Source organism: Rhodococcus sp. USK13 (genome assembly GCF_018343855.1).
GTDB lineage: Bacteria > Actinomycetota > Actinomycetes > Mycobacteriales > Mycobacteriaceae > Rhodococcus_F > Rhodococcus_F oxybenzonivorans.
This window is the reverse complement of sequence record NZ_CP069242.1, coordinates 2062311-2088568: the sequence shown is the minus strand read 5'-3', so window position 1 is coordinate 2088568 and position 26258 is coordinate 2062311. Positions and strand designations below refer to the sequence as shown.

Genomic DNA, 26258 nt, shown 5'->3' with positions numbered 1-26258 from the left:
ATCCGTGACGACGCCACCCGTGACCCGACGATTCGGTCGACGGGCAACCTTGAAGCGGTCGTTCGGGCTGCTGAGCGACTTCCGGCACGAGCAGACCGCGCCCGAGCTGTTCTACGGGGCACTGGCCCGCGATTCGGTCGAGCTGATCGGCGACCTGTACTGCGGACTCACCGACCAGGACCTCACCGGGACTACGGTGCTCGACGTGGGCGGCGGACCGGGTTACTTCGCCGATGTCTTCCTGGAGGCCGGTGCCCGTTACGTCCCGGTGGAGCCCGACCCGTCGGAGATGCACGCAGCCGGTCTGACCGTGGGCGGGGCCATCCGCGGTTCGGGGCTCGCGTTGCCGTTCCGCACGTCCTCGGTGGACATCTGTTTCTCCTCCAATGTGGCCGAGCACGTCAGCAAGCCGTGGGCGATGGCCGACGAGATGGTCCGGGTCACGAAACCCGGCGGCCTGATCGTCTTGTCGTACACGTTGTGGTGGGGCCCGTTCGGCGGGCACGAAACCGGCCCGTGGCATGCGCTGGGTGGTGAATACGCTGCCCGCCGGTACGCCCGGAAGACCGGTCGTGAACCCAAGAACCGCTACGGCGTGTCGTTGTTCAAAGTCGGTGCCACCGAAGGTCTTCGGTGGGCCGAACGCACCACCGACGCCGAGCTCCTCGCAGCGTTTCCTCGCTACCATCCGCGGTGGGCGTGGTGGATGGTGCGGGTCCCGGGGCTGCGCGAGTTTCTGGTGAGCAATCTCGTCCTCGTGCTGAAGAAGCGCTGACCGTGGCCCGCCTGGCGCTCGACATCGGCGGCACCAAGATCGCCGCGGGGCTGGTCGCAGAAGGCGGCACCGTCCCGGAACCGTCGATCACCCCGACCCCCACGTCCGGTGTCTGGGACGCGTGCGCGACGCTGTTGCGCGAAGTCGCTGCCGACGCCACGATCACCTCCGTCGGCATCGCCTGCGCGGGACCGGTCGACTCGACGGGCGGTCGTGTCGCCCCCATCAATATCGACGAGTGGTCGGCCGGGTTCGGCCTGGTCGACGCCGTCCGCGACCTCTTCCCCGACGCGCGGACGCGGCTCGCCATGGACGGTGCCGCGGCTGCCCTCGGCGAGCATCGCCACGGAGCCGGGCGCGGAACGTCGGATCTCGTCTCCCTGGTGGTCTCGACGGGCATCGGCGGCGGTGTGGTTCTCGGCGGACGTATCGCGACCGGGCGCACGGGGAATGCCGGGCACATCGGTCACCTGGTGGTTCCGGGTGGCACCGAGGCCTGCACCTGCGGCGGTGTCGGCTGCCTCGAAACGGTGGCGAGCGGTCCCGCGGCCGTGCGATGGGCGCGTTCGCAGGGCTGGCACGGTACGACGGGCATCGACATCGCGGCATCGGCCGTGTCGGGCGATCCTGTGGCCGTCGCAGCCCTCGACCGCGCGGGTACCGCCCTGGGCGTCGCCATCGCCTCCGCCGCGGCGTTGCTCGATATCGACCTCGCCGTCGTCGGCGGCGGATTCGCCCAGGCCGGTCCGGGCCTGTGGCAGCCTCTGCGCGCGGCCGCCGCCCGGCATGCCCGCTTGACGTTCGTCTCGGATCTGCGCGTCGTACCCGCGGAGTTGGGCGCCTCCGGAACGCTCGTCGGGGCCGGAGTTCTCGCGCTCGACAGCTGAAGCCCCCGTCGATCCGGGCGCCAGTTCTCCCCCTCTATTCCGAAATTCTGTAACGTGTTCTAGTGTTCAGGGTCACACCACGTTCAGTCGAGGAGGAGGTGACTCGTGGGCACGAGCGCTGCCCGATCTGCCGACGACTCCACCCATCAGTCCGAGGTCGCCCGACCCAGCAGCTCCAAGCGCGACCCCGAGATCCTGCGCGAACGGCTCGAGCGGTGGCTGTCCGCCCAACTGCCGGTCGGCACTGCCGCCGAGGTCACGCACGTCCACCTTCCCGACGCCAACGGAATGTCCAGCGAAACCATCCTGTTCGACGCCGTGTGGTCGGGCGAACGACATCCGCTGGTCGCCCGGGTAGCCCCGGCCGACAGCACCATGCCCGTCTTCCCCCGCTACGACCTCGACAACCAGTTCCAGGTGATGGCCCAGGTCCGCGAACATTCGTCGGTCCCTGTCCCGGTCGTCTACTGGTCCGAGACGAATCCGGAACCACTCGGTGCGCCGTTCTTCGTCATGGCCCGGGTGTCCGGTCAGGTCCCGCCGGACGTGATGCCGTACAACTTCGGGTCCTGGGTGACCGAGGCGACCGACGCCCAGCGCGCACTACTGCAGCACACCTCGGTGGAGGTGCTCGCGAAACTGCACGACATCGACCGCCCGTGGGACCGGTTCGATTTCCTGCGGCTCCCCGATGCCGGCCCGACGGCCGCCGAGTCCCTCGCCGCGCACATCCGCCAGCAGCGTGAGTACTACGAGTGGACCACCCTGTCGGGGCCGCGGTCCCCGCTGATCGAGCGCAGCTTCGCCTGGCTCGAGGAAAACCGCCCCGACGATTCGTCACCCGCCGTCTTCTGCTGGGGAGACGCCCGCATCGGCAACATCATGTACGAAGATTTCCGGCCGGTGGCGGTACTCGACTGGGAGATGGCCACACTCGGACCGCGTGAACTCGACCTCGGATGGATGGCGTACCTGCATCGGTTCTTCGAAGACATTGCCGAAGTCGCAGGCCTGGGCGGTCTGCCCGACTTCCTGCGCGTCGACGAGATCGCCGCGACCTACGAGGAACTGACGGGCCACGCTCCCCGCAACCTCGAGTACTACACCGTGTACGCCGCGCTACGGCAGGCCACCATCATGCTGCGAATCCAGACCCGCGCCATCCACTTCGGGCAAGCCGTCGCACCGGAAGACCCCGACGACATGATCATGCACCGCGCCTCGCTCGAAGCGATGCTCGACGGCACGTACGGGGAGAAGCTCCGATGAACGCAGACTTCGCGGGCAATCCGCTGTCACCGATGGACGACTACCCGGTGCATCAGGTGGCCGAGCCGATCCGCCGGGTGGGTACGTCCGACCGGAATTTCTACGACCGCTATTACTTCAATTGTTACCCGTCGGCCGAGACGGATCTGTTCCTCATCGTCGGTCTCGGCCAGTACCCCAATCTCGGTGTGGCGGACGCGTTCGCGGTGCTACGCCGCGGTGACGACCACATCGTCGTGCGCGGTTCCAGGGCCCTCGGTCCCGACCGCTCCGACACCACTGTCGGACCCTTCCGCGTCGAGGTCCTCGAGGGGCTGCAACGACTGCGGATCGTGCTCGAACCCGGCGAGTACGACCTCTCGTTCGACCTCACCTTCGACGCCGCCGTCCCCGCGACGCTCGAGCCACGACATTTCCGCCGCCAGCTCGAACGGGTCACGTTCGACACCAGCCGTTTCGTCCAGACCGGTACCTGGACAGGCGAGCTGACGATCGATGGAGCACCACGAACGGTCACGCCGGACAGCTGGCGCGGCAACCGCGACCGGTCGTGGGGAGTACGCCCGGTCGGCGAATCCGAGCCGCCCGGCAGACGCGCCGTGGATGGTATCCAGAACTTCTTCTGGATCTACTCGGTCATGCAGTTCGACGACTACTCGATCTGCGTGGTGCTGCAAGAAGACGAACGCGGCAGGCGCATCGTCGAAGAGGCGGTCCGCATCTGGCCCGACGACGGTCGTGAGCCCGAGTGGCTGGGCAGGCCCGAGCACGAGCTGAAATTCGAGCCCGGCACCCGGGACGTGACCGCGGCTTCACTCACCTTCCACCTGCCCGGGCGTGAGACCGTCAGCGTCACCTGCGAATTCCTGGTGTCGAATTTCATCGGGATCGGCACCGGCTACGGGCTCGAAGCCGACTGGCGGCACGGGATGTGGCAGGGCGAACTGGTGGTTCAAGGACTGCGCAAGCAGGCGTCCGAGATCGATCCGGGACTGCGCATGTTCTGCCCCGTCGACAATCTGACCCGCTTCCGCCTGGACGACGGCGGCGACACCGTGGGCACGGGACTTTTCGAAGTCGCGGCGATCGGCCCACACGCACGTTATGGATTCGACAGTTTCACCGACACCGCTCGCTGACCGGGTGGGCAATCAACGAGGGAATGGAAGAATGACCGACTACGACAAGCTCTACATCGGCGGCAAGTGGGTGGCGCCGTCCACCGATCAGGTGCTCGAAGTGTTCTCTCCCGCAACCGAAGAACGTGTCGGCTCGGTTCCGGTTGCCGGGCCGCAGGACATCGACGCCGCCGTCGCCGCCGCAAGGCGCGCATTCGACGACGGCCCGTGGCCACGCATGTCGCCCACCGAACGGGCTCAGGTGATCGCGAAGGCCGCGAAACTTCTCGAAGAACGCGCGGCCGACATCGCGGGCGTGCTCTCGTCGGAGATGGGTCAACCTCCCGCGTCGGTGCAGATGATGCAGGTGACCCCGTCCCTCGCCACGATCAACTATTTCGCCGGACTCGCCGATTCGTTTCCGTGGACGGAAGAACGTTCGGGTGCGTTCGGCCGCTCCCGCGTCACTCGGGAACCGGTCGGTGTCGTGGCCGCCGTGATCGCCTGGAACGTGCCCCTCTTCCTGGCGATCAACAAGTTGGGCCCGGCCATGCTCGCCGGGTGCACCATGGTACTCAAACCGGCCCCGGAATCACCGCTGACCACCAATATCGTCGGCGAGATCTTCACCGAGGCCGGTCTGCCCGAGGGTGTGCTGTCGCTCGTGCCCGGTGGCACCGAGACGGGTGAGTACCTGGTCTCGCACCCCGACATCGACAAAATCACCTTCACCGGCTCCACCGCGGTGGGCCGCAAGATCGGCGCCATCGCGGCGCAGAATCTCAAGCGCTGTTCCCTCGAGCTGGGCGGCAAGTCCGCCGCGATCGTCCTCGAGGACGCCGATCTCGCGTCGACGATGCCGATGCTCGTGATGTCCGGGCTGATGAACACCGGTCAGGCCTGCGTCGGTCAGACCCGCATCCTGGCGCCGCGGTCGCGGTACGACGAAGTGGTCGAGGGCATGGTGGCCACCGCCGCTTTCTTCCCTGTCGGACTACCGTCCGACCCGGCGGCGCAGCTCGGTCCTCTGATCTCCGAGAAGCAGCGGGAACGAGTCGAGGGCTACATCGCCAAGGGCAAGGAGGAAGGTGCGCGCCTGGTGCTGGGCGGCGGACGTCCAGCAGGCCTCGAGACCGGGTACTTCGTGGAGCCGACGATCTTCGCGGACGTCGACAACTCCATGACCATCGCCCGGGAAGAGATATTCGGACCCGTGCTGTGCGTGATTCCCTACGATTCCGTGGACGAGGCCATCAAGATCGCGAACGACTCCGACTACGGGCTCGCCGGCTCGGTGTACACCACCGATGTCGAGAAGGGCCTCGAGGTGGCAGCCCAGGTCCGCACCGGTACCTACGGAATCAATTGGTACGCCTTCGATCCCGGTTCCCCGTTCGGCGGATACAAGAACTCGGGCATCGGGCGCGAGGACGGACCGGAAGGTGTCGAAGCCTTCTGTGAGACCAAGTCCGTGCTCTACCCGCCCGGCTACACAGACTAGGCGGCTCCGCCGCTCGTGCACCTTTCTGGTAGCTGCTGCTACCAGAAAGGTGCACGAGCGCGAAGCGCTTCGACGTCTAGCTGCCGAACTGGATGCCATCCAGCGGGCCGCCGACGAAGACGATCTGCGGCAGCGTGGTCTGCGGGTTCGCGACGGTACTGAGCGAGAGGCACTCGCCGATCACCGCGTAGGCGCCGTCCGCGAGTTCCGATGTGGTGAACGTCTTGACCGCGTCACCGGTGGCGTTCGCAACCACCCGTTCGGGCAGTGGAGTCATCCACGCCGCAAATCCCGGCTGGAGAACGACGGCGGGGTTGGAGAGGACTTCCGGAAGCCTGGTGGCGTCGAACGCGACTGCACCACAAGACTGTGGATCGGTGAGCTCGAAGACATTCGGGTTGGTCACCGTGATGTCGAGGGTGTTTCCGTCCACCTCGGTCACCACGGTCGGAGGGGCTACCTCCGTTGCTGCCGAAGCAGTCGCCGGCATGGCCATGGATACGGCGGCCGCAGCGGCCGCGGCACATGCGGCACCTCCGGCGAGTCGCTTCATGCCCTTACTGGTTCCTGGCTGCATTCGTCAATCCTTTCGTCGGTGAGCTTCGAAATCATGACACTTACAGACCGAATGGTATGGGATTGGCGGCAGTCCTGCCGGGTTCCCTCCGAATCGGTCGGGTTTGTTCAATGCAGACACCTGCCCGGGCGGCACACTGGGACCATGACCAATCCAGACGCTGTGCGCCCTGTCCCGCACGGATACACGACAATTACGCCGTATCTGGTGGTGGCCGGCGGAGCCGCGGCCATCGACTACTACACCGAGGTGTTCGGCGCGACCGTTGTTCAGCGCATGGACGGCCCCGACGGTTCCGTCATGCACGCCGAGCTCGACTTCGGCAACGGCCGGCTACAGCTCAGTGATCCGATGCCGACGATGGGCCTCCACGCACCCGACGGCACGAACACCGTCAACCATTCGTATGTGTTGTATTGCGAGGACGTCGATGCCACGTTCCGCCGCGCTGTCGAGCGCGGGGCAACCGTGTTCGAGGAGCCGTCCACTTTCGTCACCGGTGACCGCTTCGGCTCCATCCTCGACCCATTCGGGCACCGGTGGGCGATCATGACCCGCGTCGAGAACGTCTCGGACGAGGAGGCCCAGCGGCGGGTCGAAAAGTGGGCAGCAACGCAGGGCTGACCGTAATCTGCCCCTTCGACGCCGAATGCCGCAGTGTTCAGTCAGACTGAACTACTGCGGCATTCGGTGATGTACAGGGACTAGCCGAGGCGCTGCTTGAGTGCCTCGAACTCGTCACGAATGCCGGACGGCACCTTCTCGCCGAGGAACTCGAACCATTCCTCGATGAGGGGCAACTCCTGCTTCCACTCGTCGACGTTCACCTTCAGTGCCTCGTCCACGTCCGCCGTGTTCACGTCGAGACCGTCCAGCTCGAGGTCCGCGGCGGTGGGGACGTAACCGATCGGGGTCGACTCGGCGCCGGCCTTGTGCTCGATGCGGTCGACGATCCACTTCAGGACGCGCGAGTTCTCGCCGAAACCTGGCCACAGGAAGCGGCCGTCGTCGCCACGGCGGAACCAGTTGACGTAGAAGATCTTCGGCAGCTTCTGGGCGTCGGCGTTCTTGCCGACGTTGATCCAGTGGTTCAGGTAGTCACCGGCGTTGTAGCCGATGAACGGCAGCATCGCCATCGGGTCGCGGCGCACGGTGCCCACGGCACCTTCCGCCGCTGCGGTCTGCTCGGACGACAGGGTGGCACCGAGGAACGTGCCGTGCTGCCAGTCGAACGACTCGCTGACCAACGGGACCGTGGTCTTGCGACGTCCACCGAACAGAATCGCCGAGATCGGAACACCCTGCGGGTCGTCCCACTCGGGAGCGAGGATGGGGCACTGCGACATGGGGGTGGTGTACCGCGAGTTCGGGTGGGCGGCCTTCTCGCCGGACTCGGGCGTCCAATCGTTGCCCTTCCAGTCCGTCAGATGCTGCGGGTCGCCTTCGAGGCCTTCCCACCACACATCGCCGTCGTCGGTGAGGGCGACGTTGGTGAAGAGCGTGTTGCCCGACTCCATCGTCTTCATGGCGTTCGGGTTGGAACCATGGTTCGTGCCCGGTGCGACACCGAAGAATCCGAACTCCGGGTTGACGGCGTACAGGCGGCCGTCTTCGCCGAATCGCATCCACGCGATGTCGTCACCGAGGGTCTCGGCGCGCCAGCCCGGAACGGTGGGCTGGATCATGGCGAGGTTGGTTTTGCCACATGCGCTCGGGAAGGCGGCGGCGATGTAGTACGCCTTGTCTTCCGGCGAAATGAGCTTGAGGATCAGCATGTGCTCGGCCAGCCAGCCCTCGTCGTGGGCCATGGCCGAGGCGATGCGCAGCGAGTAGCACTTCTTGCCGAGCAGGGCGTTGCCGCCGTAGCCGGAACCGTAGCTCCAGATTTCCCGGGTCTCGGGGAAGTGGGTGATGTACTTGGTGTCGCTGCACGGCCACGGCACGTCGGCCTGACCCTCTTCGAGGGGAGCACCCACCGAGTGCAGTGCCTTGACGAACGGCTTGTCCTTGCCCAGCTTCTCGAGGGCAGCGGTACCCATGCGCGTCATGATCCGCATGGAGACGACCACGTACTCGGAGTCGGTGATCTCGACGCCCAGTTTCGGATCCTCGGCACCGAGAGGTCCCATGCAGAACGGGACGACATACATGGTCCGACCCCGCATCGAACCGCGGTAGAGGTCGGTCATGAGGGCCTTCATCTCGGCCGGGTCCATCCAATTGTTGGTGGGACCGGCTCCGATCTCCTCGTTGGTGCAGATGTAGGTCCGCGATTCGACACGTGCCACATCCGACGGGTCGGAGTTGCCGAGGAACGAGTTCGGCTTCTTCTCCTCGTTGAGGCGGGTGAACGTACCGGCGTCGACCAGTTGCGAGGTCAGTCGATCCCATTCGTCATCCGAGCCGTCTGCAAAGACGACGCGATCGGGCTGCGTGAGTTCGGCAACCTCTCGAACCCAGGCGAGCAGCTCACTGTGCTCCGTGGGGGGCGTGCCGTCAGTTCCGTTCAGACCGGGAATGGTCGCTGAGGTCATCAAACTCTCCTGGGGTGAGCCGGAACCGGACCATCTGCCGTCCGTTGCGAAAGAGCCCCTCGCAACGAGTGCCAGACGGTCCGATTTTCCCCTCTCGGCGGGGTCCAGCCAGGCCGTCCATGCCACATGGAAGACGCGGGCGCCGGGTGTCCTATCCCTAGAGGTTAACGCCGCGGGTCCCATCTAGGGGAACCGGGTGCGGTCGCAAAGGTCACAGAAACGATTCAGTAGAGCCGTCCGGCGCCTTTCCCGCGTCTGACGGGCGTTTTCGGGGAGATACTAGCCGTTACCGAGGGTCCCGTCATCAGTCTGTTTCCACTGCGCGACGCCGTCCGTGCCGCGGTGGAATTCCCAGGATGCGTACGCGCCGTTGTCGGAGATCGTCGTCAGGTGGTCGGCATCCCCGTCGCCGTCCATATCCGAGACGACTACCAGGGCATTTCCGGATTCGAAGGTCTGCGTATCCAGCAGGCCGTCACCGTCGATGTCATGCGTGGGAGTGGTCAGAGCGACCGCTCCGGAATCCTCACCGAACGTGTCCGGGTCGAACGAGGGCACATCGGGGACCAGAAAACTCTCAGCGGTGGCCACGGCGATCTCCCTTCACACCCACAGTTTCACAGAGAGGCGGACGCAATTCAACATGGTTCCACACACATATGGACACATTCGGCCGACCACCTCTACGTAGTCTGACGTTCCGGACGATGTTTCGGTTCCCTCGAGTTGTCGCGAATTTCCCGAAGCCCGCGATCGATGGCCGCGATGTCCCGTTCGCACGAAGCGAGCTGACCGTTGCGCCTCGACGTCAGTTTCCGCAGCTCTCCGTCGATCGACGCCACCCGAGTGTCGACCTCCTGGGCGCGCGACCTGCTCTCCTCGAGGATCATCTCGCTGATCTCAGCTTCGGCGGACAACAACCGGCCGAGAACCAGCTGCTCCCATTGCGCACGCACGGTCGTGAGCGACTCGGTGGCCCACTGACGCACGTGGGAACGCTCGGCGATGTGACCACGCGCCCGGGCGAGCCACCACGCCACCACGCCGCCGAGGGTCAGGGTGAGCGGAACGGACGCGATGTCGAGGGCGGGCACCACAGACAACGGTGCCACCATCAGGCGGCCCAGCCCGAGACCCGCCGATGCCCCGATCAGGATCGTCATGCGGTCTTCCAGCCCCCGGTGGCGAGGTTCGGGGCGTCCCGAGGCGAGGTAATCGGGTTTCGGGCCGGTGTCTCGCGGAGCGGGCGCGGCGACACCGGCGCGCGTACGCAGGTGGTCGAGTCGCGTGGTCACCACGCCTTCGAGGTCCGCGCCCAGCTGCGCCACGACGTCGGCGAGTCGGTCCGGGTAGTCGGCGAGATCCGCACGTCCCGCCCGATCGATGTCGGCGCGCACCGCCGCCCCCGCCGCCCGGATCTGCGTGGACACCTCATGTATCAATTCGACCTTGCCGAGCTGCACCTCGCTGCGCAGTCGAGCAACCCGCTCGGCACGCCGGCCATCGCGGTGGGCGAGCAGGTGGGCCCGTTCGGCACGAAGGTCGGCACCGGAATCGGCCTCCCGGATGGATCGGTCGGTGGCCACGATCATCCGGCGAGTCTGCTCGAGAACCCTTTCGGTGCCCGACCGCGCGCTCCTCGATTGGCCGTCTGCCGCGGACAGGAGGGCCTCGAGCAGTGCCTCGACCCCGGATCCGCGTGCCGGGGCGCGCCCGGCTCCGGCCGCGACCGGGTGGATGGTCACGTCGGCGAACCGCTCCGCATGACCGGCGAGCAAGGCGCGGTCACGCTCGCGGACTGTGGCCCACTCTCTGTGGACATCGATTTTCGTCAGGGCGAACACCACCGGGCATGCGGGACGCAAGACCACATCGAGAACGGCCAGTTCCTCGCGCCCGAGTGGCGCGGCGGCGTCGAGCACCATCAGCACCACGCCGGCGTCGAGCGGGTCGTCGACGAGATCGAAGGCGGACTCGTCGAGGGAACGGAGCGCGTCGACGAGGGTGGTCTTGCCCGCCCGACGTGGCCCGGCGACGAAGAGCTCGTGTCCGGAATCGGTCCGGGCCCCGAGCCGGACAGTTGCTGCGGGATTCCACCGGGAAACGACATCGACGGTCTCCGCGGGCAGATCCGTCAACTCCTGCGTCATCCGGGCCCGCGGGCGGCGAGGGTCCGGCTGTCGTCCGGACTGCCGCCCATCCGCTGCCAAATACGTAGGTAATGCCGCCGGACGTCGACGATGGCCCGTCGTTGCCGGGCAGTGGGGATTCCACTGAGTTGCGTGCGCCACCAGTGCGCGCACCGGGCGGCGTCCTCGGCGGTGTCTGGCTCGGCCGGGGCCTCCTGAATCCAGCCGACGAGGTGGAGTCGGCCGGCCGCGGCCGCGAGCGCCACGGCGGCATCTCCCGCGAGGTACTCCTCGAGTGCGTCGCGAACCCCGGCGTTGCGGGCCGCCAACGAGCGGAGAGAAAGGAGCGCACACTCGCCTCGGCCCGCCCGGACGTGCGCCACTCGAGCGGCGACCGCTCCCACTACCTCGTCCACACCGCTGGCCGTGCGCAACAGGGCGGTGACTGCCGGTGCGTCGAGTTGCGGATTCGCCTCGAGCGCCGCGCTCGCTACCGCGACACCGTGGGCATCCCACACTGACGAAAGGTCGCGCGGACGCTGACGAAGGACGGGCAGGTCGGCCTCCGTCACAGCCCGTGCGGTCGCCAGGAAGCCGATGAGCGGAAGCACGGGCAGGCCGGCGTCCGACGAGCACTCCGCCGCCCGCGCGAGCGCCGCCACCCACACGTCGGCCGGCTCGCGTGATTCGCCGAGTGCGTCCACCTTGTTGAGTACGAGCAGTGCGCGCTCGGCGTCCACCCCGGCGACTGCCACACGATCGGCGGCACGCACCGATTCGACGAGAACACACACCACGACGTCACCGTCCAGAACGGGGTCGGGCGCGCCGGGCACATCGAGCGGGCCGGGCTCTTCGATCACGGCACCCGGAATTGCACCTTCTTTTACTGCGGTCGCGACAGTGGTTCTCCCCACACCCGCACGACCGGTGATGTGCACACGAATCGGCGCGCGGAGAAGTGCCGCGACTTCCCGAACGCTCTCCCCCGCCGCACGGTCCGATACCGCCACCCGATCTGCGAGTTCGTCCAATTCCCCGCCCCCGGCATCTACAGTGCCCATGACGCGATCACCCCCCTTCGTACCGTCAGGATTCTGTCAGACTTCCGCGAAACCGGCGTGGGCAACCATGCAGGCTGCGCCGCCGATCCACCAGAAAGTCTCAATGTCAACTTCAGACCCGTATGCCAGAAACGCCCCCCATGCGTGACAATGGTCCGGTGAACCACGCCGATCAGGAAGCACCCGCCGTCCCTGTGGAGGGACAGACTCCGCGTAAGACGGGATCTCGACTGCACCCCCGGGTGACGAGTTTCCGCTCCCGCCGGGGGGCGCTGACCTCTGCCCAGCAGGAGTCGTGGGATCGGCAGTGGCCGAAAATCGGTGCCGAGGTCTCGGACACCCGCCTCGACGCGGCCGCCTGGTTCGGGCGCGACGCACCTCTGATCCTCGAGATCGGCTCGGGCACCGGAACCGCCACAGCGGCGATGGCGAAAGCCGAACCGCACGTGAATCTGATGGCCGTCGAGGTGTACCGCCCCGGGCTCGCACAGCTACTGCAGCAGATCGAGCGCGACGGCATCCCCAACATCCGTGTTCTGCGCGGTGACGCCATGGACGTTCTCGAGAACATGGTCGAACCCGAATCGCTGACCGGTGTCCGTGTCTTCTTCCCGGACCCGTGGCCGAAGGCCCGTCACCACAAGCGCCGCCTGTTGCAAGCCCCCACCTTTGCGCTGATCGCGAGTCGGTTGAAGCCCGGTGGTGTGTTGCACGTTGCAACCGATCACGTCGAGTATGCCGAGGCGATCGCCGAGGCGGGAAACGCGGAACCGCTGTTGACCTCCCTCGACTGGGAGTCCCCGATGACACACGAGCGTCCGGTGACGAAGTTCGAAGACAAGGCCCATCAGGTCGGGAGTGCGATCACCGAGTTGATTTGGGGGAAGATCAGGTCATGAGCGTCAGCGAGCAGTACATCTCCGGCGGGTTGCCTGCGGGCTCTGCCGGCACCGCGGTGTCGTCAGGATCTCCCGTGGTGGGTGCGCGTGACGGACGCCACCAGAAGCGAGTCCTTCTCGTCTGGGACGCGCCGAACCTCGACATGGGCCTGGGCGCCATCCTCGGCGGTCGCCCGACGGCGGCCTACCGGCCACGATTCGACGCCCTCGGCCGCTGGCTCCTCTCCCGGACCGCCGAACTGTCGGCGTCCGGCACCGACACACTCGAACCCGAAGCGACCGTCTTCACCAATATCGCGGCTGGCAGCGCCGATGTTGTGAGACCGTGGGTCGAAGCCTTGCGTAATGTGGGCTTCGCGGTGTTCGCCAAGCCGAAGATCGATGAGGACAGCGACGTCGACTCCGACATGCTGGACCACATCGCGCTCCGGCATGGTGAGGGGCTGGCCGGTGTCATGGTCGCCTCCGCCGACGGTCAGGCATTTCGTGAACCGTTGGAGAACATCGCCGCGACCGGCATACCGGTCCAGATACTCGGGTTCCGCGAGCACGCCAGCTGGGCGGTTGCGTCCGATCTTCTGGACTTCGTCGATCTCGAGGACATCCCCGGCGTGTTCCGGGAACCACTTCCTCGGGTCAGCCTCGACACATTGCCCGACGAGGGTGCCTGGTTGCAGCCGTTCCGACCGCTTTCCGCCCTGCTCGTCGGGCGGAAGAGTGCTGCCGAGTAGGAGTTGATCAGTGTTCGCGAGCTGGGGAAGCGTCGTCTACCGGGCCCGATTCACCGTCATCGGCATCATGGTGGCTTTGTTGCTCGGTTCCGCCGCATACGGTTTGGGTTTGGAGAAGCATCTCAGCCAGTCCGGCTGGGATGATCCGGGCTCGGAATCGGTCGCCGCGTCCAAGCTTGCCGACAGCACCTTCGGCCGCGACACCAACAGTGATGTGGTGGCGCTCTACACGGCTCCCGAAGGCAAGACCATCGAGGATCCGGAGTTTCAGGCGAAGATCGTCGCCAACCTCGAATCGCTGGCCGCGGAACACCCCGACAAGATCCTCAAGATCAACGGCGGGTACTTCAAGGTCGGGTCTGCCCCCACTCTGAGCGCCGCCTCGAGCCCGGACAAGCAGCACGCGATCGAGAGCATCGCCATCGTCGGTGACAACGACACCGAGGTCACCGCCAACTTCCGCGACATCAAGGACGAGTTCTACATCGACGGCGTCGACGTGCAGCTCGCCGGCTTGCAACCGGTGTCGGGCGCGTTGAACGACACGATGGCCAAGGACATCAAGCGGATGGAGATCCTCGCGATCCCGGCCGTCGGCCTCCTGCTCTTCTTCGTGTTCGGTGGTGTCGTGGCGGCGGCGCTGCCGCTGATCATCGGCGGTCTCACCGTGGTCGGCGCCAACGGTGTCGTCCGTCTCATCACCAACTTCACCGAGGTCAACTCGTTCGTCGCGCCCGTGGTCTCCCTCGTGGGTCTCGGCCTCGCCATCGACTATGGCTTGTTCGTCGTCAGCCGTTTCCGAGAAGAGATGGCGGAGGGGTACGACACCCGCTCCGCCGTCCGGAGAACAGTGATGACCGCGGGTCGCACCGTGGTGTTCTCGGCCACCATGATCGTCGCCAGCCTCGGTGGTCTGCTGCTGTTCCCGCAGGGCTTCCTGAAGTCCGTTGCCTACGGCGCCATCGCGACGGTGGGACTCGCGGCGCTCACGTCCATCACGGTCCTGCCCGCGATTCTGGGCATCCTGGGCAAGCGCATCGACGCCCTCAGTTTCGAGCGCTTCCGTCAAACCAAGAACACGGAGGAAATCGAGGCCAGCGTCTGGGGCCGCCTCACCCGCTGGGTGATGCGCAATCCGCTGAAGGTCACCATCCCGATCGTGGTCGGGCTGCTCCTGTTGATCGTCCCGTTGACGGGCATCAAGTTCGGTGGCATCAACGAGACGTACCTGCCGCCGGACAGCTCGACTCGTGCCGCGCAGGAACAGTTCGACGAGATCTTCCCCAGCATGCGCACCGAACCCGTCAAGCTGGTGGTGTCGAACGCCGATAACAAGGCGCTGGGCCAGATCATCAAGGAAGCCAGCGGCGCGCCGGGCCTGATCGAGAAGTTCTCCCCGGAGGGCGCGGTCAAGGACGGCGTCGTCGTCCTCAAGGCGGGCCTGGTGGACCGCAACGAGTCGAAGCCCACGATCGACTATCTGCGCGCGATGGACGCTCCCGACGGCGCGCAGGTGCTGGTCGGTGGAACGCCGGCCATCGAGCAGGACAGTATCGCCGCACTGCTCGAACACCTGCCCACGATGGTGATCTCTGTCCTTTTCCTGACGACGTTGCTGATGTTCCTGACGTTCGGGTCCCTGGTGCTGCCGATCAAGGCCGCGCTGATGAGCGCCTTGGGTCTCGGCTCCACCCTCGGCATCTTGACCTGGATCTTCATCGACGGTCACGGGTCGGCCTGGTTGAACTTCACCCCGGGCCCGATCATGTCGCCGGTGCTGGTGCTCATCATCGCCATCGTCTACGGCCTCTCCACCGACTATGAGGTGTTCCTGCTCTCACGCATGGTGGAGGCGCGTGCGCAGGGCGCGAGTACCACGGAATCCATCCGCATCGGCACCGCACACACCGGGCGGATCATCACCGCCGCCGCCCTCATCCTCATCGTCGTCACGGGCGCGTTCGGGTTCTCGGAACTGGTGATGATGAAGTACATCTCCTACGGCATGATTGCCGCGCTGATCATCGACGCGACCCTCATCCGTATGTTCCTCGTCCCGGCCACGATGAAGCTTCTCGGCGACGACTGCTGGTGGGCGCCCGCCTGGATGAAACGCATCCAGGAGAAGACGGGTCTCGCCGAGCCGATCCTCGACAGCGAACTGATGCCTGCGGACGTCCCCGAACTGACCCCTGTGGGAGCAGCACCACCGCGCAGGAAGCCTTCGGCGCCGCCGGCTCCCCGTAAGCCCGAACCGCTCACCGAGCCGATTCCGCTCGTCACCGCTCAGGCGCTCGCCGCGAAGATATCCGAGGACGAGGCGAAAGCACGGCGCGCGGAGACCGAGGCCCGGAGGTCGGCCACGGGCAGGCCTGCCCAGCCGCCGAAGCCGGTCGACGACGCACCACCGGCCGAGCCCCCCACCACGGTTCTGCCCTCGCCGGCTGCTCCGCGTCCTGCCACCGCTCCGTCGCGCACCAAGCGGCAGACCCATCCCGCGCAACCGCCTCGCCCGGCCCAGCAGCCGCCCCGGCAAGCGACCCCGGCTCCCGGCCCTGCCACGCAGTCTCGACCGATCGAGAGTTGGCTCGCAGACCTGCGGTCCACCTCCGCGGCCGGACCCCGGCCGGTCTCGTCACCCGCGGAACCGCGGCCGAGCACGCCCACGCAGCAGACGCCGTCGCTTCCCACCCGAGCGCCGCGTTCGGTGCCGGCGCCGTACGAGCAGGAGACCCCCCAGTCGTCTCCTGCCCGGCCGGTTCCCTCGATGCCGACCCGGCGTCGTGCTTTGCCCGACCCCCCGGACCCCGCGAGCAGCACTCGACGCGCGGGCACCAACGGCAACTCGGGTGCCACCGGCGGCACGGCACACGGCAGTCCTGCCAACAACGGCGGCACGGGGACCAACGGCTCCCGTCGACGCGGTGTCGAACACCCGCCGACCGACGTGGAAGACACGTCGAGCGGCAGGCACCGCGCGGACGACGGCAACGCTGTCAGCGTCAGCGAACTCATCGCTCGGCAGAATCGGCGCTGACCGACGAGCCGCGCCCGGAGTCGCGCTCCGCGAACTCCCTGGCGTAACGCGTACCCACGAGCAGGAGCAGCAGGCCGACCACCAGGAAGGCGAGTACGCGGAACAGGCCGTCGAGCATGGCCAGGTCGAACACGAACAGTTTGGCCAGCGCGGCCGCAGTCAGCGCCAGTCCGGCTCCCAGTGCGGTGTGGGCATACTCGCGGTGAGCCAGACCGAACACGAGAGCAGCAGTGGCGGCCATCATCCACACGATCGTGGCGACGCAGTGACCGGCGATGAAGCCGACGGATGTGCCCGCAATCGTCGTACCCACCGACACTGCGACCGTGGTGACCGCGTAGAGGACCACGAGTCCGGCAAGGACCCAGACGGGTTGTGCGGTAGCGCTGCGGATCAGCCGCAACGAGTGCGCGTACCAGACGAGCAACACCACCGTGCCGACGAGAACCAACCCGGACAGCACAGTCGTGATCCCGAGCAGGTCGACCGCGCTGTCCTCGTCGACGAGGACGAACGGCGGGGCGCTGTCGAGGAAGATCAGACCACCGATCACCGCGAACGCTGCACCGACCGCGTAGGCGATGCGTGAGGACACCTGGCCACCGATGGTGAGGAACAACGTTGCCATCCCGAGTACGACGAGCGGTGCACTCTCTCCACCGGCACCGACCAGGCACGCGAGCAGCAGCGCGAGGGCCCCGGTGCCTGCGAGCGCACTGCGCGCATGCAGAGGCAGCGGCCGCACCACCATCCAGGTTCCGAACATTGCGGCTGCGAGGCCGAGTGTGATCAAGGTGGACTGCACTCGGCCGAAGAGGTCCGACACCAGAAGCATGGGGACTGCGGTGGTCACGATCATCGCTGTCGCGGTGATGTCACGAGAATCTCTCCGGAGCAGCATGATCGACGAGACCAGACCGAACGACGCGACCAGCACCGCACTGGCCAACGCCCAGTTCCTCATCTGCCCGTCGTTCGCCTCGAGGTCGACGATCACGATCAGCAGCGCAATCACCACGGGAAGGGTGCGCGTAATCGCCAGATACGGCCACACGCGGCCGAGTTGGGCCGGGAAGCCGGCCACCTGTACTACGAAGAGGAATCCGATCAGGGTGAGCGATATTCCGTCGGTCAGGACCGGGGCGAGCACCGCGGCACCCGTCACGACCAGTACTGCGAGCGGTTGCGACGACCATCTGACGGCCAGAGCGACGCCGACTCCGGCGACCCCGAGTGCCACGACCATCGCCAGGGCTGGAAGCAGCCAGTGATACACGACGGCGACGGCGACCACGTCGAGATACGCACCGGCGATACCCGTTGCGGTGAGGGCGATGCCGCCGACCCTGCCACCGGGTCGGTCGAACACACGGGCACCGAGGAGAACGAGCACCACTGACAAAATCGCTCCGGAGGCGACCCGCAGTCCCGGACCGAAGAACCCGGCCTGGGCGGCCAGCACCAGCAGCATGACAACCCCGATGAGCGTCACACCCACACCCGCGACCGCGAGGATGCGGCTGATGACCCCGTCGCGTTGCCACCACGGTTCCCGGGCCACTCTGGACGGCGGGATGGGTACAGGCCGGAACTGCGGCGGCGCTTGGGATACCGGAGGTAGAGGCGCAGAAGGATGAGGGGCCGGCGGCCGGTACATCGGCTGCGGAGGTTGCTGGGCTTGCGGAGGTTGCGCCCATCCGGGCTGCGGTGCGGGTCCGGGCCGAGGTGCCGGCTCGGAGGAAGGCTGCGAAACGGTCGACAACTGCGCCTGCAGGATGGCGAGATTTTCGCCCACGTGCCGCATCTGCTGGCCGAGTGCGGAGAAATCGCCGGACAGCTGGGCGATCAGGCGCGGATCGACGGAGGGATTCCCGGGTGTGGACATGCATTCATCGTCCGGCGACCAGTCCGTCCGCACATGAGTAGACCTACTCGAGCGGGGTGGGGGTTTCGACGAACCCGCTTACTGGAACATGTTGCGGAGCGAGGTGCCGAACGGATGCCGGGCCGTGACTGTGCCGAACCGGACTTTGCCGCGCACCACCAGGTGCAGGGGGCCGATGGGCGGGCCGCTGCGCACCTTGTTGGTGGCGCTGCCGCCCACTGTCTCTATCCCGTTGAGATCGACGGTCGCCTCGGCGGGGACGATCAGGGTGAGCGAGCTCGCGTAGTCGTCGACATCGAGGTACACCACCTGGGTCGCCATGACTGCGCGGGTGAAGTCGAGATTCACGCTCGACACCCGGGTGTCCACTTTCAGGGACGCCGGCACACTCCACGAACCGGTGCGGGTGATGGAGGACATCCGACCCCGGATGATCTCACCGGGCGGCGGCACGGACACGTGGTGGCCTACCGACGGTGCAGGTGCCGGCGAGGGTGGGACCGGCCGCGCGGCGTACGGCCGGTCGGGATACGGGGGCGGGACGAACTCCGAGATCAGCTGAATTCCCGGCAGGTCGACGAGGACGGCGTTGAGTTCGCCGCGCGTTTTCGCGGCCAGCGCCGTGTCCATTCGTTCTGTGAACTCCCCCAGCGACAGCATCCCCTGGCCGACTGCTCGCTGCAGCAGTTCACCGACGTGTTCGCGCTCCGCATCGGATACGCGTAGATCCCGTGCCTCCATGCCGACCAGGTTAGTGCGCCTCCGCCGCCCGTGAGTACTTGTTAACAACGCGTTGTCAACAAGTACTCACGGCTACTCGAGGCCCTGCTCAATGGCGTACCGGGTCAGTTCGACGCGGTTGGCCAACTGCAGCTTGCGCAAGGTGGCCTGCACGTGGTTCTCGACGGTGCGGTGACTGAGCGACAACTTGGTTGCGATCTGCTTGGCGCTCAATCCTTTCGCGACGAAACGCAGGACCTCCGTCTCCCGCTCGGTGAGCTTCGGAACGGCCGGTCCCCGCTCATCGGCGGGCGCACTCGACATCCGGCGATACTCGCCGAGAACCAGGCCGGCGAGGCCCGGTGTGAAGACGGCCTGCCCGGCGGCGGTGGCTCGCACCGCCTCCCGCAGCTCCTCCACCGACGCGCTCTTCACGAGGTACCCGGATGCACCCGCCTTCACGGCGTCGAGGACGTCGTCGCGTTCCGACGACGCCGACAGCACGAGGACCCGGCTGTCGGGCGACACCTCGAGTACCGCAGCGGTGGCGGTCGCCCCGTTTCCGTCGGGCAGCTGCATGTCCATGAGTACGACGTCCGGGCGCGCTGCGGCGGCGCGGCGGCCTGCGGCGGCGACGCCGTCAGCCGTCGCGACGACGGTGAACCCGGCGCCCTCGAGGTCCCGGGCGACGGCGTCCCGCCACATCGGGTGATCGTCGACCACCATCACCGTGATCTGACCACCGGCCTGCTCCTCATCCATCCCGGTCCTCTCCTTTCGGCACGCGGATCTCCCATTCGGTGCCCTGCCCGGGTTCGGTGTCGAGTTCGGCAGTTCCGCCGAGTACTCGGACCCGCCCCAGGATCGACTTCGATATTCCCATGCGTCCTTCGGCTTCCGCCTCGGCCAGCCTGCCGGGGGCGATCCCGGCGCCGTCGTCGCGCACGCTGACGATCACGTCGTCCCCGAGATCTTCGAGCAGCACGTAAGCCCTGGCGCCGGCCCCGGCATGCTGCACCACATTGGACAGCGCCGTGTCGACGATCGCGGCCAGTTCCGTGGCCCTTCCCCGCTCGATCGTCACCGGATCGGCCGGCGTCGACACCGACACCGTGGTGCTGGCCCGGGTGCTCAGGAGGAGCCGCAGGTCGATCGCCGCGCCGCCCAGGTCTGCGGTCACCCCGGCGCCCTGTTCGGAGATCAGCATGCGCAGCGCCACCTCCTGCTCCCCCGCCAGGTCCGCGAGCTCGGCTGCGGGACCACCGATTTCGTTTCCGCGCCGACGAACGAGGGCAAGTACCTGGAGAACCCCGTCGTGGACTTCGCGGGCGAGGCGTTCGCGTTCCTCCGTCGCCGCTGCCAGCCGTACGGCCCGTTCCAGCTGGGTCTGCGCCCGTCTCGCCGTCGTGGTGGCCAGGCCGAGAGCAAGTCCGACCGACACCAGCACAGGCGCCGTGGCGTCACGCCACAAATCGAGGTTGACCTGGTCGCGCACCACCGCGCTCACAGTCGCCATCAGGACGCCCGATGCCATCCCCAGCCACGGCCCGCCGAAGACAGCGGCCGAGATCACCGCGTTGGTGACCCACAACGTCGTCGGCAGAGTCTGGTGGTGCTGATACCAGTCGGGGTCGGACACGAGTCTCGTCGACGCCATCAAGGCGATGACGACGAGTTGGTCCGCGATGACGATCTGATAGCGCGGGATCTTCCCGTGCGAGAGCAGCACCGCCGAGACTCCCGACCACACCGCCATCAGCGCAACGAAGAACCAGCTCAGCCGTTGATGGGAGTAGTACTGAACGGACACGAACTGGTAGCTGATTGCATACACCAGGGTGACCAGCCGGAACGCCTGCGCCGCACGCCACAGCGGTGCATCCGGCTGGGTGTCTCGCTCCGCGGCGGCTCGCACAGTCGGCCGGTAGTGCAGCCGAGTGCGGCGCTCATGGTCGTCGGTCATGGGGAACTGTCGGATCGAGAGTGTTGCGGTTCATCCGGTTCGTCAGGTTCTGCCGGATAGAGCGGAACGGCGGGATCGTCGACCTCGATCGCATCGAACGTGGCCTCGGGGTCCCCGGACAGCAGCGAACGGACCGCCGTGTTGAGCACGGCGACGATGGGAACGGCGAGTAGCCCGCCGACGATCCCAGCGAGCACGATTCCGGTCGTGATCGCGAGAACCACCGCGAGGGGATGCAGCCGGACGGCGCGACCGAGCAACAGCGGTTGCAGCACGTGGGCCTCGAGCTGCATCACGCCGATGATGATGCCCAGCACGATCAGTGCGGTGAGGAAGCCTTTGGTGACGAGGGCGACGAGGACAGCGAGAAAGCCGGTGAGGAACGCGCCGACGATCGGGATGAACGCACCGATGAAGACCAGCGACGCCAGGGGAAGTGCGAGAGGCACCCCGAGGATGGCGAGTCCCGCACCGATGCCGATGGCGTCGGCGGCTGCGACCGCAACGGTGGCGCGGACGTAACCGATGAGCGAGCCGAACCCCTGGCTTCCGGCCAGCCGAACGCGCGGGCGGGAAGCAGCAGGCACGAGCCGGGTGACGAACTCCCAGATCTGGCTTCCGCCGTAGAGGAAGAAGATGAGAGTGAACAGGGTCAGCAGTGCCCCGGTGAAGATCTCCCCGATGACGGTGGCCGTGGTCAGCGCACCGCTGGTGAGCTGCTCGCGGTTGTCCTGGATCGACTTGACCACGGAGTCGCCGGCCTGGTGGATCTGATCCTCGCTGAAGTGGAACGGCCCATTGGTGAACCAGTTCTGAATCTGGTCGATGCTCGCCTCGAACTGGGCGGTCAGCCCGGGAAGACCCGCGACGAACTGTTCGACCACGAACGTCATGATCCCGGCGACGACGCCTATGGACACGACCAGGATTACCACCACCGCCGCCGATCGGGGCACACCCTTCTCCTGCAGCCAGTCCACGAGTGGCACGAGGAGAGCCGAGGCAAGCAGTGCGAGCCCCACGGGAATGAGCACGGTGTCGAGCCTGGCGACGATGTAGCCGAGAGTCAGCAGCCCGGCAAAGATGACGAGCAGGCGCCACGTCCACTCCGCCGCCACCCGCACGACCGGATGCACGGACGCGGAGGCACGGTGCCTACGTTCCGCTGCGGTCACCGGTGCCGAGCCCTCGTTCGAGTTCACCTGCGGAGCGTATCGAGCTTCACCAGGTTGCCGGGGAGTTCGCGCCCGAATCAGGCGTGTCCGGACCCAATAGGGGATGTGTCCTGCGCTCCCGAACTTGCCCACCGCTAAATTGAACGGCGTGCGGAAATCATATAGAGCGATCGCGGCGACGGTTCGCAGCAGGTGGCCGCTCTATATGGTCTCGATGCTCCTCGCCAATTTCATCGGCGCCATCCTGGTTTTCGCGTTTGTGCGCTATGGCGTGCCGATCCCCGAGTCGCAGGCCATCATCGCCGACCGGGTGCGCAACGTCGCGATCTTCGGCGGCTACCTGGCCTTCGCCGCGGTGGTGAGTCTCGCTGCGGCAGCGATGATGCTGCGGTCCGTCATCCGCTGGCAATTACGCGGCGGCCCGCCCACCCGCAGTGAACAGATGTCGGCGCTGCACGCACCGCTACGGCAGGCGATCGTGCATCTGGTCCTGTGGATACTCGGCGGCATCATCTTCGTGCTGCTCACCATCACCGAGATGCCCGAACTCGCGGTCGCGGTGATCGTCACGGTGTGCATGGCCGCGACCACCACGTTCGGCTTCACCTACATGCTCGGGGAACGCATTCTGCGCCCGGTGGCGGCGCGCGCCCTCAGCGAGGGGGAATTCGACCGGACCATGGCCCCCGGGGTCGGCACCCGCCTGGCGATGACCTGGGGCCTGGGCACATTGATGCCCGTCATCGGCATCATCCTGCTCTGCGTCACGCAGTTGACCACCGACCTCGTGTTCTCCCCCAACGCACTCGCCTGGGCGATCATGCTGCTGTCGATCATCGCGATCGCACAGGCCTTCGCACTGTCGATGCTGACTGCCAGCCAGATCTCCGACCCCATCAAGCAGTTGCGGCGGGCCATCGAACGGGTCCAGCGCGGCGCCACCGACGTGCGGGTGGAAGTGTTCGACGGAAGCGAGATCGGACGGTTGCAGGTCGGGTTCAACCGGATGATGCGCGAGTCCGACGAGCGGCGACTGCTGCGTGAACTGTTCGGTCAACATGTCGGTGAGGACGTGGCACGGCGAGCACTCCAGTTCGGCACCGAACTCGGCGGCGAGACGAGGTTCGTGGCCGTTCTGTTCGTCGACATGGTCGGGTCCACCGGTGCGGCGGCCGAACGTCCGCCCGGCGAGGTGGTGAATCTGCTCAACGAGTTCTTCCGCGTCGTCGTCGATGTGATCGACCGACACCACGGATTCGTCAACAAGTTCATGGGTGACGCGGCCCTCGCAATCTTCGGCGCCCCGCTCGACCGCCCCGACGCCCCGACCGCCGCACTGGCCGCCGCGCGGGAGCTGAGGTTCGCGCTCCACGAGATCACCGGTCTCGACATCGGCATCGGCGTGTCCGCGGGCCTGGCCGTCGCCGGAAATATCGGGGCCGCAGAAAGATTCGAATACACCGTCATCGGCGACCCCGTCAACGAGGCGTCGCGCCTCACCGAGCTCGCCAAGCTCCATCCAAGCCGCGTCCTGGCGTCCACCAGCGCGCTGTACTTCGCCGACGAGGAAGAGCAGGCACACTGGGAGCTGGGCGAACAGGTGCAGTTACGTGGGCGTCGTCGCAACACCCATCTGGCTTGGCCGGAGGACTATCCGGAGTAATCCGCTACCCGTTGGTTACGCTTGGGATGTGGCCCTGCCTCGTTCCGACCCGCCCACTGCCGAGCCTCCTCGGCAGCGAAGTCGATTCTGGTGGATCAAATGGCTGCTCGGGGCCGGGCTGCTCGCCCTCCTGACCATCGAGGGCATCTACTTGTGGCCGACCCTCAGCGATTCGTGGAAAGCACTCACCGAAATCCACTGGGGATGGGTCGCTGCCTGCATCGCGGCGCAGACGGTGTCGCTGAGCGGCTACGGCGCCGTCCAGCAGCGGTTGCTGCGAGCCGGAGGCGTCGTCGTCTCCCAGTTGAAGTCCGTCTCCGTCATCTACGCGAGCACTGCGATGGCCGTCAGCCTGCCGGCAGGCCAGGTCTTCTCCACCGCGTTCACGTACAAGCAGACCCGCAAGTGGGGCGCGACGCCTGTCGTCGCATCGTGGCAGCTCGCGATCTCCGGGGTGATCGCCGCAGGCAGCCTCGCGTTCCTCGGCGTGGCCGGCGCGTTCGCCGTCGGAACCAGAGTCAGCCCCATCACCCTGGTGCTGTCGCTGATCGCCGCTTTTGCCCTGTTCTACGGCTTGCGATACATATCCCGTAACCCCGACTGCATCGAGTCGACGGGACATCGGGTTCTCACTCGGTACAACAGGTTCCGTAAGAACCCCCCGGAAACAGGCGTCGAGCGGTGGAAGGAGATCCTCAGCCAGCTCGATTCGGTGGAGCTGGGCCGGCGCGATTCCCTCGCCGCCTTCGGGTGGTCGGCGGTGCACCGACTCGCCGATGTGGCCTGCCTGGGGTTCGCCTGCTGGGCCGTCGGCGCCGAACCCTCGTTCGCCGGTTTGCTCATCGCGTTCGCTGCCGCCAAGGCGGTTGCCAGTATTCCGCTGGCACCGGGGGGACTCGGGTTCGTCGACGGCACCTTGATCGCCACCCTGACGGCGGCGGGAACGACGGCATCGCAGGCGCTCGCAGCCGTCTTCGTCTACCGCATGGTCAGTTACATACTCGTGGCCCTGATCGGGTGGATCGTCTTCCTCATTCTCTTCCGCCACAACCAGCACGAGGACCTGGAGATGGACCTCGAGTTCGAACGCCGGGAGCAGCCAGGGGCGGAACACACCCCGCACAGCACCGGCGAAGCCGACACTGCCTAGCGGCTGGTATTTTCGCGCCGAGCCTCGGCGAGCTGATCTTCGAGCGAGATGATGCGGCAGGCCGCTTCAACTGCCGTGCCGCTGTCCACGAGCTCCCGGACGCGGGCGGCAAGCCGCAGCTGACGCCGCGAATAGCGGCGATGCCCGCCCTCCGAGCGGTACGCCACCAGCAATCCCATGTCGTCGAGACTCCGAAGAAACGCTGCGGTGACACCGAGAAGATCGGCGGCGCGCCCCATGGTGTATGCGGGGTAGTCGTCGTTGTCGAGTTCATTGGTTGTGCCGGTGGAGTTATCCACAGTTCCTGCGTCGAGCCCTTCGTTGCGTTGTAAGGGACCCCGGCGCGAGCTCGCGCCGGGGTCCGAAGGGGTTATAGCTGCACCGGCCGCGGCCGGCACAAGGACAAGACATTCATTGCATACGGATCCTGATGATGGATACGCAACACCCGCCTCTCACCTCGACTTCTTGTGAACAGCGTGAGTAGCTGACCTTCTCCTTCTCACGCCGGGTGTTCGGGGGGCGGAGCCACCTCTTCGTCCTTCCGGCTCCGCCCCGTGCCTTCGTCTTTCCTCGGTAGCCCGTCGGCTACCCCGCTAGTTGATTCCCTCTGTTGACGATCAATACTTTAGAACCGTCGCTACCAAAAGTCTACAGTCTCGGCTGGAGATTTCGAGGAGATGGTCAGCACGGTCCACGTCGCCCCGGATGCTGCGCATCCTCCACAAGAACAAGAGTCGGCCGTGCCCGTGGGTCGCATGTGCCGCCGCATTACGCTGACCGGGTGAAGAAGTTCCTTCCCGCACTCGTCGTCGATGTCGTGCTCGTGGTCGTCTTCTGCGCCATCGGCCGCCGGAGCCACGACGAAGCCAACGCGCTGACGGGACTCGCCATCACGGCGTGGCCATTCCTCAGTGGCCTCGCCGTCGGCTGGCTCGCGACCGTAGCGCTGTACCGCGACAAGTTCGACGCCGTGTTGATCGTGCCGACGGGGCTGCTGGTGTGGTTCTCGACGCTGGTGGTCGGCATGCTGCTCCGCGTCGTCAGCGGTCAGGGCACGGCATTCAGTTTCATCCTGGTAGCGGGCACTGTTCTGGCGGTGTTCCTTCTCGGCTGGCGTGCGGTCGCGAGAGCCGTCACGAAGGTACGCACACCCAGCTGATCGGCAGCGGATCCGCCGC

Annotated in this window: 23 protein-coding genes; 12 read left to right on the top strand and 11 right to left on the bottom strand. The window is 66.5% G+C overall.

Features of this window, described 5'->3' with window-relative positions:
- The first annotated feature begins 19 nt into the window (after positions 1–19).
- The 5 genes from JQT59_RS12265 (at position 20) to JQT59_RS12245 (ending at position 5550) form a co-directional block, all read left to right on the top strand.
- Positions 20–775, top strand: coding sequence for a class I SAM-dependent methyltransferase (locus JQT59_RS12265; protein WP_213577668.1), 756 nt, complete (start codon positions 20–22; stop codon positions 773–775).
- A gap of 2 nt (positions 776–777) precedes the next feature.
- Complete coding sequence (locus tag JQT59_RS12260) at positions 778–1662, top strand: ROK family protein (protein ID WP_213576360.1); 885 nt, start codon at positions 778–780, stop codon at positions 1660–1662.
- 105 nt (positions 1663–1767) lie between these two features.
- The gene (locus JQT59_RS12255) at positions 1768–2931 is read left to right on the top strand and encodes a phosphotransferase family protein (protein ID WP_213576359.1); all 1164 of its coding nucleotides are present in this window, start codon (positions 1768–1770) and stop codon (positions 2929–2931) included.
- A complete protein-coding gene (locus JQT59_RS12250) occupies positions 2928–4070 on the top strand; it encodes an Rv3169 family protein (protein ID WP_213576358.1) in 1143 nt (380 codons plus the stop codon). The genes JQT59_RS12255 and JQT59_RS12250 overlap by 4 nt, the downstream gene beginning before the upstream one ends.
- 31 nt (positions 4071–4101) lie before the next feature.
- Positions 4102–5550: an aldehyde dehydrogenase gene (locus JQT59_RS12245; RefSeq protein WP_213576357.1), complete on the top strand. Its 1449-nt coding sequence runs from the start codon at positions 4102–4104 to the stop codon at positions 5548–5550.
- Between the two features lie 76 nt (positions 5551–5626).
- Here JQT59_RS12245 and JQT59_RS12240 read toward each other — a convergent pair whose 3' ends face one another.
- Positions 5627–6127, bottom strand: a complete 501-nt coding sequence (locus JQT59_RS12240; protein WP_230989960.1) for a hypothetical protein — start codon at positions 6125–6127, stop codon at positions 5627–5629.
- A 144-nt stretch (positions 6128–6271) separates the two neighbouring features.
- Between JQT59_RS12240 and JQT59_RS12235 the strand changes: the two genes are divergently transcribed.
- On the top strand, positions 6272–6751 hold the full coding sequence (locus tag JQT59_RS12235; RefSeq protein WP_213576356.1) for a VOC family protein: 480 nt from the start codon (positions 6272–6274) through the stop codon (positions 6749–6751).
- Positions 6752–6831: 80 nt separating this feature from the next.
- On the opposite strand, the gene JQT59_RS12230 is transcribed toward JQT59_RS12235, so the two are convergent.
- From JQT59_RS12230 to JQT59_RS12215, 4 genes are all read right to left on the bottom strand, one after another.
- On the bottom strand, positions 6832–8661 hold the full coding sequence (locus JQT59_RS12230) for a phosphoenolpyruvate carboxykinase (GTP) (protein ID WP_159924125.1): 1830 nt from the start codon (positions 8659–8661) through the stop codon (positions 6832–6834).
- A 279-nt stretch (positions 8662–8940) separates the two neighbouring features.
- Positions 8941–9252, bottom strand: a complete 312-nt coding sequence (locus JQT59_RS12225; RefSeq protein ID WP_213576355.1) for a DUF6802 family protein — start codon at positions 9250–9252, stop codon at positions 8941–8943.
- A 92-nt stretch (positions 9253–9344) separates the two neighbouring features.
- Complete coding sequence (locus JQT59_RS12220) at positions 9345–10799, bottom strand: GTPase Era family protein (protein ID WP_249354360.1); 1455 nt, start codon at positions 10797–10799, stop codon at positions 9345–9347.
- An 8-nt stretch (positions 10800–10807) separates the two neighbouring features.
- On the bottom strand, positions 10808–11854 hold the full coding sequence (locus JQT59_RS12215; RefSeq protein ID WP_213576353.1) for a hypothetical protein: 1047 nt from the start codon (positions 11852–11854) through the stop codon (positions 10808–10810).
- A 122-nt stretch (positions 11855–11976) separates the two neighbouring features.
- Here JQT59_RS12215 and trmB point away from each other — a divergent pair, with 122 nt between their 5' ends.
- From trmB to JQT59_RS12200, 3 genes are read left to right on the top strand one after another with little or no spacing between them, the layout of a single operon-like run.
- A complete protein-coding gene (trmB, locus tag JQT59_RS12210; protein ID WP_213576352.1) occupies positions 11977–12753 on the top strand; it encodes a tRNA (guanosine(46)-N7)-methyltransferase TrmB in 777 nt (258 codons plus the stop codon).
- A complete protein-coding gene (locus JQT59_RS12205; RefSeq protein WP_208960440.1) occupies positions 12750–13484 on the top strand; it encodes an NYN domain-containing protein in 735 nt (244 codons plus the stop codon). Before trmB ends, JQT59_RS12205 begins: the two co-directional genes overlap by 4 nt.
- A gap of 10 nt (positions 13485–13494) precedes the next feature.
- Positions 13495–16521 carry an MMPL family transporter gene (locus JQT59_RS12200; RefSeq protein ID WP_213576351.1) on the top strand — a complete coding sequence of 1009 codons (3027 nt, stop codon included), beginning with the start codon at positions 13495–13497 and terminating at the stop codon, positions 16519–16521.
- Here JQT59_RS12200 and JQT59_RS12195 read toward each other — a convergent pair.
- The 5 genes from JQT59_RS12195 to JQT59_RS12175 form a co-directional block, all read right to left on the bottom strand.
- Positions 16496–18406 (bottom strand): DUF2339 domain-containing protein, encoded by a 1911-nt coding sequence (locus JQT59_RS12195; protein ID WP_213576350.1) that lies wholly within the window; start codon positions 18404–18406, stop codon positions 16496–16498. The two genes, JQT59_RS12200 and JQT59_RS12195, sit on opposite strands and share 26 nt — an antisense overlap.
- Positions 18407–18484: 78 nt before the next feature.
- Positions 18485–19147 carry a DUF1707 SHOCT-like domain-containing protein gene (locus JQT59_RS12190; protein WP_213576349.1) on the bottom strand — a complete coding sequence of 221 codons (663 nt, stop codon included), beginning with the start codon at positions 19145–19147 and terminating at the stop codon, positions 18485–18487.
- A gap of 72 nt (positions 19148–19219) precedes the next feature.
- On the bottom strand, positions 19220–19888 hold the full coding sequence (locus JQT59_RS12185; protein ID WP_213576348.1) for a response regulator: 669 nt from the start codon (positions 19886–19888) through the stop codon (positions 19220–19222).
- Positions 19881–21089, bottom strand: a complete 1209-nt coding sequence (gene macS, locus JQT59_RS12180; RefSeq protein ID WP_213576347.1) for a MacS family sensor histidine kinase — start codon at positions 21087–21089, stop codon at positions 19881–19883. Before macS ends, JQT59_RS12185 begins: the two co-directional genes overlap by 8 nt.
- Positions 21086–22225, bottom strand: coding sequence for an AI-2E family transporter (locus JQT59_RS12175; RefSeq protein WP_249354591.1), 1140 nt, complete (start codon positions 22223–22225; stop codon positions 21086–21088). The genes macS and JQT59_RS12175 overlap by 4 nt, the downstream gene beginning before the upstream one ends.
- Before the next feature lie 244 nt (positions 22226–22469).
- Here JQT59_RS12175 and JQT59_RS12170 point away from each other — a divergent pair, with 244 nt between their 5' ends.
- Both JQT59_RS12170 and JQT59_RS12165 read left to right on the top strand, forming a co-directional pair.
- Entirely contained in the window at positions 22470–23927 is a 1458-nt protein-coding gene (locus tag JQT59_RS12170; RefSeq protein ID WP_213576346.1) for an adenylate/guanylate cyclase domain-containing protein, read from the top strand.
- Positions 23928–23955: 28 nt separating this feature from the next.
- Complete coding sequence (locus JQT59_RS12165; protein WP_213576345.1) at positions 23956–25077, top strand: lysylphosphatidylglycerol synthase transmembrane domain-containing protein; 1122 nt, start codon at positions 23956–23958, stop codon at positions 25075–25077.
- On the opposite strand, the gene JQT59_RS12160 is transcribed toward JQT59_RS12165, so the two are convergent.
- The gene (locus tag JQT59_RS12160) at positions 25074–25316 is read right to left on the bottom strand and encodes a helix-turn-helix domain-containing protein (protein ID WP_213577665.1); all 243 of its coding nucleotides are present in this window, start codon (positions 25314–25316) and stop codon (positions 25074–25076) included. The genes JQT59_RS12165 and JQT59_RS12160 overlap by 4 nt on opposite strands.
- A gap of 545 nt (positions 25317–25861) precedes the next feature.
- Here JQT59_RS12160 and JQT59_RS12155 point away from each other — a divergent pair.
- Complete coding sequence (locus JQT59_RS12155) at positions 25862–26239, top strand: DUF3054 domain-containing protein (RefSeq protein ID WP_213576344.1); 378 nt, start codon at positions 25862–25864, stop codon at positions 26237–26239.
- Positions 26240–26258 lie beyond the last annotated feature (19 nt).